The 10,244-nt window shown below is 65.6% G+C and carries 8 protein-coding genes; 5 read left to right on the forward strand and 3 right to left on the reverse strand.

Annotated elements, in window-relative coordinates:
• Positions 1 to 3 precede the first annotated feature (3 nt).
• The 5 genes from AB3X94_RS35065 to AB3X94_RS35085 are packed head-to-tail and all read left to right on the forward strand — an operon-like array spanning position 4 to position 5,963.
• Positions 4 to 1,749, forward strand: coding sequence for a carbamoyltransferase (locus tag AB3X94_RS35065; RefSeq protein WP_368593428.1), 1,746 nt, complete (start codon positions 4 to 6; stop codon positions 1,747 to 1,749).
• Positions 1,746 to 2,834, forward strand: coding sequence for a glycosyltransferase family 2 protein (locus AB3X94_RS35070; RefSeq protein WP_368613923.1), 1,089 nt, complete (start codon positions 1,746 to 1,748; stop codon positions 2,832 to 2,834). The genes AB3X94_RS35065 and AB3X94_RS35070 overlap by 4 nt, the downstream gene beginning before the upstream one ends.
• A complete protein-coding gene (locus AB3X94_RS35075) occupies positions 2,831 to 3,970 on the forward strand; it encodes a glycosyltransferase family 9 protein (RefSeq protein ID WP_368613924.1) in 1,140 nt (379 codons plus the stop codon). The genes AB3X94_RS35070 and AB3X94_RS35075 overlap by 4 nt, the downstream gene beginning before the upstream one ends.
• Entirely contained in the window at positions 3,960 to 4,916 is a 957-nt protein-coding gene (locus AB3X94_RS35080) for a glycosyltransferase family 4 protein (RefSeq protein WP_368613925.1), read from the forward strand. The genes AB3X94_RS35075 and AB3X94_RS35080 overlap by 11 nt, the downstream gene beginning before the upstream one ends.
• Positions 4,917 to 4,967: 51 nt before the next feature.
• A complete protein-coding gene (locus AB3X94_RS35085; RefSeq protein ID WP_176123652.1) occupies positions 4,968 to 5,963 on the forward strand; it encodes a UDP-glucuronic acid decarboxylase family protein in 996 nt (331 codons plus the stop codon).
• A gap of 104 nt (positions 5,964 to 6,067) precedes the next feature.
• Here the strand turns inward: AB3X94_RS35085 and AB3X94_RS35090 are convergent, their stop codons facing one another.
• From AB3X94_RS35090 to metE, 3 genes are all read right to left on the reverse strand, one after another.
• Positions 6,068 to 6,325 (reverse strand): hypothetical protein, encoded by a 258-nt coding sequence (locus tag AB3X94_RS35090; protein ID WP_176366843.1) that lies wholly within the window; start codon positions 6,323 to 6,325, stop codon positions 6,068 to 6,070.
• 262 nt (positions 6,326 to 6,587) lie between these two features.
• Positions 6,588 to 7,199, reverse strand: a complete 612-nt coding sequence (locus AB3X94_RS35095) for a recombinase family protein (protein ID WP_176111732.1) — start codon at positions 7,197 to 7,199, stop codon at positions 6,588 to 6,590.
• A 578-nt stretch (positions 7,200 to 7,777) separates the two neighbouring features.
• Entirely contained in the window at positions 7,778 to 10,072 is a 2,295-nt protein-coding gene (metE, locus tag AB3X94_RS35100; RefSeq protein WP_368613926.1) for a 5-methyltetrahydropteroyltriglutamate--homocysteine S-methyltransferase, read from the reverse strand.
• Positions 10,073 to 10,244 lie beyond the last annotated feature (172 nt).

Raw genomic sequence — 10,244 nt, forward strand, 5'->3', positions numbered from 1 at the left:
ACCATGTACACACTTGGAATCAATGCGGTCTATCACGACAGCGCGGCCGCGCTGCTGCGTGACGGCGTAGTGCTCGCCGCCGCCGAAGACGAACGCTTCACGCACGTCAAGCACGCGAAACGTCCGGTGCCGTTCTCGACCTGGCAGCTGCCGTTCGACGCGATCGACTACTGCCTGAAAGCCGCCGGCATCACGCTCGCCGACATCGATCACGTCGCATACTCGTACGACCCCGCGCTGTTCGGCGGCATGCCGAAGAAGCCGGGCGCGACGATCGAGCTGCCGTTCGATCCGGCCGGCACGCGTCCGGACAACCCGTCCGCGTCGCCGTGGGACCCGCTGTTTCTCAGCTATATCGCGAACGCGAAGGGCCAGTTGCTCGACGGCGCGCCGCATCATCTGCGCAAGCGGTTCCAGGGCGTGGATCGCGAGCACGGCTTCGCATGGCACTTCGTCGAGCACCATCTCGCGCACGAGGCGAGCGCGTTTCTCGCCGCACCGTTCGACGACACCGCCGTGCTGACGATGGACGGCCGCGGCGAAGGCGTGACGACCAGCATGGGGCAATTCGTCGGCGGCGAGTACACGCGCCTGAAACAGGTCGAGCTGCCGCACTCGCTCGGCTTGCTGTACGAAGCGGTGACCGACTGGCTCGGCTTCCTGCACTCGTCGGACGAGTACAAGGTGATGGCGCTCGCGTCGTACGGCAAGCCGGCCTATGTGGATGTGTTTCGCGAGATCGTCAAGTACCGCCAGGACGGCAGTTATACCGTCGATGCGCCGCGTCTGACCGAGCGCTTCGGTCCCGCGCGCGAACGCGGCGGTCCACTCGGGCAACGCCACTTCGATATCGCCAATTCGTTGCAGCGCGTGCTCGAGGAGACCGTGCTGGAACTCGCGCACTGGCTGCATCGGCAGACCGGCTTGAGCCGGCTGTGCATGGCGGGCGGCGTCGCGCTGAACTGCGTGATGAACTCGAAGGTGCGCGACGCGGGGCCGTTCAGCGAAGTGTGGGTGCAGCCGGCGGCCGGCGACGCCGGCACCGCGCTCGGCGCGGCGCTGTGGACCGACTATCGCGAGCGCGCGGCGCGCGGCGACCGCGAGCGTCGCTGGAAAATGGATCACGCGTACCTCGGCCCGGAATACAGCGAAGCGGAAATCGAGCAGTTCCTGCACTGGTCGAAAGTGCCGTACCGGCGCCTCGCCGATATCGCCGGTGAGAGCGCCGATCTGCTCGCGCAAGGCAAAGTGATCGGCTGGTATCAGGGCCGCACCGAATTCGGGCCGCGCGCGCTCGGAGCGCGCTCGATCCTCGCGTCGCCGATCGATCCGCACATGCAGGCGAAGCTCAACGAGATCAAGGATCGCGAAGACTTCCGCCCGGTCGCGCCGGTCGTGATCGAAGAGGAAGCAAACGACTGGTTCGTGAACGGCCAAACCGCGCCGTTCATGCTGTTCATTTTCGACGTGCGCGCCGACAAGGCCGCGCGGATTCCGGCCGTGCGGCATGTGGACGGCACCGCGCGCGTGCAGACCATCAACCGCGCGCAGCACCCGCTGTACTACGACCTGCTGGCCGCGTTCAAGCAGCGCACCGGCGTGCCGATTCTCGTCAATACGTCGTTCAACACGCGCGGCGAGCCGATGGTGAATTCGCCGCGCGACGCGGTCGAGTCGTTCTGGACCTCGCCGCTCGACGCGCTCGTGATCGGCCCGTTCCTCGTCGATAAGGCGGGGGGCCGCGTATGAACGCGGCGGTCATGTGTCCGGCGCCACTGCATGGCGGCGTGGCCGCGCGCTACAGCAGTGAGGATGCCGAGGAAGCCGGCCGCACGCTGCGCACGCCGTCGTGGCCCGACGTGTCGGTGGTCGTGCCCACCTATCGCCGTCCCCAGATGCTCGCGAACTGCCTCGACGCGCTGTGCGCGCAGCAGTTCGCGCCGCATCGCTACGAGATCGTGGTCTGCGACGACGGTCCAGACGACGCCACGCGCGCCTGCGTCGAACGGTTCGCGCGCGAGCAGGCGCCGCGTGGATTGGAGGTGCACTACCTGCCGGTCACACGCACCCAGGGTCCGGCCGGCGCGCGCAACGCGGGCTGGCAGTATGCGCGCGCGTCGCTGATCGCCTTCACCGACGACGACACGCTGCCCGATCCGCACTGGCTGACGGCCGGCGTCGCGGCGCTCGCTTCCGGCGCCACGGCGGCCGCCGGCAGGATCGTCGTGCCGCTGCCCGAGCTACCCGATCTGCCGACCGATTACGAAGCGGACGCGAGCGGCCTCGCCCGCGCCGAGTTCGCGACCGCGAACGTGTTCGTGACGCGCGCGGCGCTCGTCGCGACCGGCGGCTTCGACGAACGTTTCACGTCGGCGTGGCGCGAGGATTCGGACCTGCAGTTCACGCTGCTTACCGCCGGCGGCCAGATCGTGCACGCCCGCGACGCGGTGGTCGTGCATCCGGTGCGGCCCGCGCGTTGGGGCGTCAGCATCGCGCAGCAGAAAAAGAGCCAATTCGATGCGCTGCTTTATCGCAAGCATCCGGAACTGTTTCGAACGCGCATCGGCTCGCGGCCGCCGCTGCTGTATTACGCGATTCTCGCTGCCGCGTTGCTTGCGATCGGCGGTGGGCTCGCGGATCTGCCGATTCTCGCGGGCGCGGGTGTGATCGCGTGGTGCTGGTTGACCGGCTATTTCTGCGCGCGTCGGCTGCGCGGGCGCAATCACGGCTGGCGCCACGTCGCCGAAATGATCTGGACGTCCATTCTGATTCCGTTCCTGTCGATCTACTGGCGGCTCTATGGCGCCATCCGTTTCAAGGTGTTCTTTCCATGACCGTACCCTCGCTGCTGGCGGCGCTCGCGCCGCGCCGTATCGTCGTGTTTCGCGCGCTGCAGCTCGGCGACATGCTGTGCGCGGTACCCGCGCTGCGCGCGCTGCGCGCCGCCGCCCCCGCTGCGCATATCGCGCTGATCGGACTGCCGTGGGCGCGCGCGTTCGTCGAGCGCTATGCGGCGCTCGTCGACGAGCTGATCGTGTTTCCCGGCGCCGTCGGTTTTCCGGAGCAGCCCGAAACGGACGATGGCTTGCCCGCGTTCTTCGCGCGGATGCGCGACCGGCATTTCGATCTGGCGATCCAGCTGCACGGCAGCGGCGGCGTCGCCAACGATCTGCTGCATCGACTCGGCGCGCGTGCCGATGCCGGCTTCGTGCAGCCCGATGAGGCCACGCGCGAAGGCTGCTTCATCGATTGGCCGGATGCGCTGCCCGAGCCAGAGCGCTATCTCGCGCTGATGAGCGCACTCGGCGCGCCGGTACACGACCGGCGCCTGACGTTTCCGCTCACCGCACCCGACCTCGATGAGTTTGCCGCGCTGCGCGCGTATCACGGCATCGAAGACGAGCGGCTCGTGCTGATCCACCCCGGCTCGCAATTGCCGTCGCGCCGCTGGCCCGCCGAGCGCTTCGCGGCCGTCGCCGACCATCTCGCCGCCGACGGCTGGCAGATCGCGATCACCGGCACGGCCGCCGAGACGCCGCTGACCGGCGCGGTGCTCGGCGCGATGAGCGCGCCCGCGCTGCATCTGGCCGGTGCAACGTCGCTCGGCGGGCTCGCGGCACTGACGGCGCATGCGCGGCTCGTGGTTTGCAACGACACCGGCATCTCGCACATCGCCGCGGCGATGGCGACCGCGTCGGTCGTGATCGCGTGCGGCAGCGACACGCGGCGCTGGGCGCCGCTCGATCATGCGCGGCACCGCGTGCTGGCCGACTATCCGGCATGCCGGCCGTGCATGTTCCGCGACTGCCCGTATGGCCATCCATGCGCGCTGAACGTCGGCGTCGATGAGGTGGTCGAGACCGCCCGCGAGCAGCTTGCGCGCGCACCGGGCGCGCAAGCTGGCGCGCCCGGTAGCCTGCATGAGGGAACCGTTTCACTGTTTTTCGAGGATCTGCACCATGCTGCGTAATTGCCGCCGACTGCGTGTGCTGACCTGGCACGTGCACGGCAACTACATGTACTACTTGAGCCAGACGCCGCACGATTTCTATCTGGTAACGAAACCGGGTCATCCGCCCGGTTACGCCGGCAAGGTCGGCGTGTTGCCGTGGGGCGAGAACGTGCACGAGATCGCGATCGACGACGTCGCCAGCCACGAGTTCGACGTGGTGCTGTACCAGCATCGCACGCACTGGGAATACGACCGCGAGCACGTGCTGAGCGCCGCGCAGCGACTTCTGCCGCGCGTCTACGTCGAGCACGATCCGCCGCAGGAAAACGCGTTCGAGCAATGGCATTGGGTCGACGATCCCGGCACGCTGCTGGTGCACGTCACGCACTTCAACCGGCTGATGTGGGACTGCGGCGTCACGCCGACGCGCGTGATCGAACACGGCGTCGTGGTACCCGACGGCGTGCGTTACAGCGGCGAACTGCAGCGCGGCATCGTGGTAGTCAATCATCTCGCGCAGCGCGGCCGGCGGCTCGGCGCGGACATCTTCAGCGAAACGCGCACGCGCGTGCCGCTCGATCTCGTGGGCATGGACGCGCAGCGGCTCGACGGCATCGGCGAAATCGGCAATCTCGATCTGGCCTCGTTCAGCGCGCGCTACCGCTTCTTTTTCAATCCGATCCGCTGGACCAGCCTCGGCCTCGCGATCGTCGAGGCGATGACGATCGGCATGCCGATCGTCGGTCTCGCGACCACCGAGCTCGCGACCGTGATCCGTAACGGCGAAAACGGCTTCGTGCATACCGACGTCGATGCGCTCGTCGACGCGATGCTCGGGCTGCTGCGCGATCCAGAGGAAGCGCGGCGGCTCGGGGAAGGCGCGCGGCGCACGGCGCTGGAGCGTTTTCATATCGACCGTTTCGCGCAGGACTGGCACGACGCGCTGCTGCACGTCACCGCGTGACGCCACGCCGCTTTTCAACGCCCATGCGCTCCAACCACAGGATCACGCACCATGAAAGAACTCACCCGCAAGCGCATTCTGGTTACCGGCGGCGCCGGCTTTCTCGGCTCGCATCTGTGCGAACGGCTCGTCGCGCAGGGGCACGACGTGCTGTGCGTCGACAACTTCTACACCGGCACGAAGGACAACATCGCGCATCTGCTCGATTGTGCGAACTTCGAGCTGATGCGTCACGACGTGACGTTCCCGCTGTATGTGGAAGTCGATGAAATCTATAACCTCGCGTGCCCCGCATCGCCGATTCACTACCAGTACGATCCGGTGCAGACCACGAAGACCAGCGTGCATGGCGCGATCAATATGCTCGGGCTGGCCAAGCGGGTGAAAGCGCGGATTTTCCAGGCGTCGACGAGCGAAGTGTATGGCGACGCGCTCGTGCATCCGCAGAAGGAAAACTACTGGGGTCACGTGAATCCGATCGGTCCGCGCTCGTGCTACGACGAAGGCAAGCGCTGCGCGGAAACGCTATTCATGGACTATCGCCGCCAGCATGGTCTGTCGATCCGCATCGCGCGTATCTTCAACACCTACGGCCCGCGCATGCATCCGTCCGACGGCCGCGTGGTGTCGAACTTCATGATGCAGGCGCTGCGCGGCGAACCGCTGACCGTCTATGGCGACGGTACGCAGACGCGTTCGTTCTGCTATGTCGACGACATGATCGATGCCTTCATCCTGCTGATGAACAGCGCCGACGATCCGGGCGGCCCGGTCAACCTCGGCAATCCGCACGAAGTGTCGATGCGCGAGATCGCGCAGCGCATCGTCGCGGTGACCGGTTCCGCTTCGCCGCTCGAAACGCAGCCGCTGCCGGCCGACGACCCGTGGCACCGGCAGCCGGACATCTCGCTGGCCATCAAACTGCTCGGCTGGCAGCCCGGCATGTCGCTCGATGAAGGGCTGCTGCGCACCGCGCATTATTTCCGCGCGCGCATCGAGGCGAGTCGGCCGATGCCGCCGCAGCAGGTGGGGGAACGAGTCTCGTGACGCGCATTAAAAAAGAAGCGACCGCGAAGGTCGCTCGGGGAGCAGTGCCACGGAGGCCGCTCAAAAGCCATGCCGCGAAGGGCGTGCGGGCTATGGCATTGGGTTCATGAGGAACGGAGGGTGGACTCCGCGTCGCTCGTCAGCACTGTCATCGGTCCCGCGCTCAACGCGGCCGAGATGATCGCGAGGCGTTCGGCCGGGCAATCGACCAGATCGACGCTCAGCGACTCGCGTCCGCCCGCGGTGTTCACGTGCGCGGACCAGCCGCACACGTGCGCATGATGTTCGATCAGGCTCTTCCAGACTGCGACGACTCGGAGTGATCCCGGGGTTGCAGAAACAGTCAGACGTTTCACGTTCATGGCTTCCATACGGCATCGCGCCGCGCCTCGGGTTCGGATCGCAAGGTTTGATAATGTGGTGTGTAGGTTGAGGTTAGACGTCTGAACTTTCAAAGCAAAGCATATGCCTCTGTCCGTAACTGATGTGTTACGGACAGCAGCTTGTGCGCGCGTGCTAAGGCAATGTGGCGCTTTTCAGCGATCGGTTATGTGAAACGCGCCAGGCGGGATGCCCGAACGGCGCTGCGGTAAGAACGATACGAAAGAACTCGGCAGGTATTTTCTACATGGCTGGCGTGTCCGCGCGAATGCGCATCACGGTCTGGCGCGAAGTGCCGAAGCGTCGCGCGACTTCGCTGACCGACTGTCCTCTGCCGAGGGATTGCAGCACGCGTTGGCGCTGTTGCTCGGACAGCGACGGCGGCCTGCCCGTGGGTTTGCCGCTCGCGCGAACGGCCGCGAGACTATCGCGGCTACGCAGGCTGCGGCACGCGGCATCGAGCCGCACCAGCGCGCGCAGCGCCTTCACCGCCGAAGGCTCGGGACGTCCGGCCAGATCGGTATGGCCGACTTCGACGCAACGCAGCGCCACACCGGCCTTCCGGCACTGCATCACGGTGGTGAGAATGTCGCGCGCATTGCAGCCGAGCGCGGCCAGCTCGAGCACGACGAGCGTATCGCGCGGCGCGATGCGCCGGATCAGACTCTGCAGTTCGGGGCGCTCGCGTCCCTGCGTGTAGGTCGGCAGATCCTCGACCACGAGCCGCGCGAGCGTGACCATGTAGCCCGCCTTGTCGAGCCGGATCAGCGCCTGCTCGTGGCGAACCGCATCGTGCGCGCCGAACAGATAGATGTGTAGTTTTTCCACGTCGCCTTCGTAGTCGCGATCCGCCATTCGCGGCGCTATTGCACTCGGAATCCCGTTAGTTCGAGCGACGACGTTGCACACGTCGTCGCTCATCGCGCTCAGGGCTGCCGCTGGCCGCCCTGATGCGTCGGAGGAGTCTGGTTCTGTTGCTGCTGTCCGCTGTCTCGGCCGGGTTGCGCCGGGTTCGACGGCTGTCGATTCGAATTCTTGTCCGAGGTCATGAGGTTCTCCTGTATGAGATTGCGGGTGACCGTGGCTAACCACGGCCATCGTGACTGACTCGCAATCGGCGTTCCCGGTCGCTGCGCAGCCGCGTGAGACCGTTCGGCGGGCATGCAGGTGCCGCGCAATGAGGCTTCTGCTGTCGACGCAAGCGACCCGGAGAAGGAATCTTGGAAGTGTATCAATCGCGTTAAGCGTCCAATACGGTTGGCGTGGGTATTGGCGCGATTGAACTGTGATTGTGTGTGGGCAGTGGACGCGCGGCATGTAGTGGCCGCGGAATCTGGCTGGCGGAAAGGAATGTAGCGCCTTGCTCAATGCCCGGCGCAAACCGGCGATCCGGAGACGAGCCGCCGCAAGGAAAGCGACGGCCCGCTCGCCCTTTACTGAACCTGGCTGCGCAGCGTCTTCGCGGCCGCAACCATGTTCGTCAGCGCCGGAATCACTTCAGCCCACTGGCGGGTCTTCAGGCCACAGTCCGGGTTCACCCATAGTCGCTGCGCCGGAATGCGCTCCGCCGCCTTTTGCATCAATTGCACGATGTGCTGCTGCGTGGGGATGTTCGGCGAGTGAATGTCGTAGACGCCCGGGCCGATTTCGTTCGGGTAGTTGAAGTCGTCGAACGCGGCGAGCAGCTCCATGTCCGAGCGCGAGGTCTCGATCGTGATGACGTCCGCATCCATGCCGGCGATCGACGCGATGATGTCATTGAACTCGGAATAGCACATATGCGTGTGGATCTGCGTTTCGTCGCGCACGCCGTTCGCGGTAATCCGGAACGACTCGACCGCCCAGCGCAGATACTCACCCCATTGCGCGCGGCGCAGCGGCAAGCCCTCGCGCAACGCGGCTTCGTCGATCTGCACGACGCGTACACCGGCCTTTTCCAGGTCGAGCACTTCTTCGCGAATCGCCAGCGCAAGCTGGTAGCACGACACCGAACGCGGCTGGTCGTCGCGCACGAACGACCAGTTCAGGATCGTCACGGGGCCGGTCAGCATCCCCTTCATCGGCTTGTTCGTCAGCGACTGCGCGTAGCTGATCCATTCGACCGTCATCGCCCGCGGACGGCTGATGTCGCCGAACAGGATAGGTGGCTTCACGCAGCGCGAACCGTACGACTGCACCCAGCCGAACTGGCTGAACGCGTAGCCGTCGAGTTGCTCGCCGAAGTATTCGACCATGTCGTTGCGTTCGGCTTCGCCATGCACGAGCACGTCGAGACCGAGCGCTTCCTGTTCGCGCACGCTGCGCTCGATTTCCCGCCGCATCGCGTCCCGATAGCCTGCCTGATCGAGCGCGCCGCTCTTGAACTGGCTGCGAGCGTGGCGGATTTCCACCGTTTGCGGGAACGAGCCGATCGTCGTGGTCGGGTATGCGGGTAGTTCGAGCAGCGCGGCCTGCTTCGCCGCGCGCTCGGCATAGGCGTGCTGGCGATTGCCGAGATTGGCGTCGATGCGCGCGAGCGCGGCCTTCACCGCCGGGTTGTTCACGCGCGGCGACTCACGGCGCGCGGCAACCGCGGCGGCATTGGCGGCGAGTTCATTGGCGACCTTATCGCGGCCACCGTTCAGTGCGGTGGCGAGCACCTTCAGTTCGTCGAGTTTTTGCAGCGCGAACGCGAGCCAGGAGCGGATTTCCGCATCGAGCTTCTCTTCGCTCGCGAGATCGACCGGCACGTGCAGCAGCGAGCACGACGGCGCGAGCCACAAGCGCTCGCCGAGTTGGCGCGCGAGCGGCGCGAGCCATTCGAGCGCGGCGTTCAGGTCGGTCTTCCAGATGTTGCGGCCATTGATCGCGCCGACCGACAGCACGCTGTGCGCGGGCAGCTTGCGCGCGGCCAGCGCGACTTCGTCGCGTGCGTTGATTGCGTCGATGTGCAGACCGTCGACGGGTAAGCCGCACGCGAGTTCGAGGTTCTCTTTCAGCTGGCCGAAGTAGGTAGCGAGCAGCAGCTTGACGCCGCGTTCCTCGAAGCCCTGATACGCGGTCACGAACGCGTCGCGCCATGCCGGATCGAGTTCGGTGACGAGCACCGGCTCGTCGATCTGCACCCACTCGACATCCATCACCTTGAAATAGTCGAGCAGCGCGCGATAGACGGGCATGATGCGAGCCAACAGCGCGAGTTTGTCGGAGTCGTCCTTCGCCTTGCCCAGCCATAGATACGTGATCGGGCCAATGATCACCGGCTTCGCCTTGACGCCCTGCTCGCGCGCTTCACGCAGCTGTTCGAGGAAGCCGGACGTGTCGAGGTTGAACGTCGTATCGGCGGTGAATTCAGGGACGATGTAGTGGTAGTTGGTATCGAACCACTTCGTCATTTCGCCGGCCGCGACGCCGCCGCAGCAGGCGGCGTGCTCCTCGGCACCCTGCGCCGAACGGCCGCGCGCGACGCGGAAGTAGTTGTCGAGCCTGTCGCCATGAAAGCCCTGCACGCGTGCCGGCAGATTGCCGAGGGTGAAGCTCATGTCCAGCACCTGGTCGTAGAACGCGAAATCGCCGACCGGTGCGAGATCGAGCTCGCTCTGGTCATGCCAGTGACGCGCGCGTAGTTGCGCGCCTAGCGCCTTCAGTTCCTCGCGCGACGATTCGCCCTTCCAGTAGCGTTCGAGGCCGAACTTCAGTTCGCGTTTTGCGCCGATGCGCGGGAAGCCGAGATTATGTGTCGTGACCATGGAGGCTGCCTTCCGATGAAAAAATGCAAGGAACGATGTAAGGATCGGCAGCCATGATAGGGGCTTCGTTCCATGAAGAAAAATGGCATTATTTCATTTATTCATTAGTTTTGTTCATTCGAGTTGTCGGGCGCCTGGATCGGGTCGCGGGGGGGGGGGGGGGGGGGGGGGG

It is taken from the genome of Paraburkholderia sp. BR10923, from assembly GCF_040948765.1.
Classification (GTDB): Bacteria; Pseudomonadota; Gammaproteobacteria; order Burkholderiales; family Burkholderiaceae; genus Paraburkholderia; species Paraburkholderia youngii.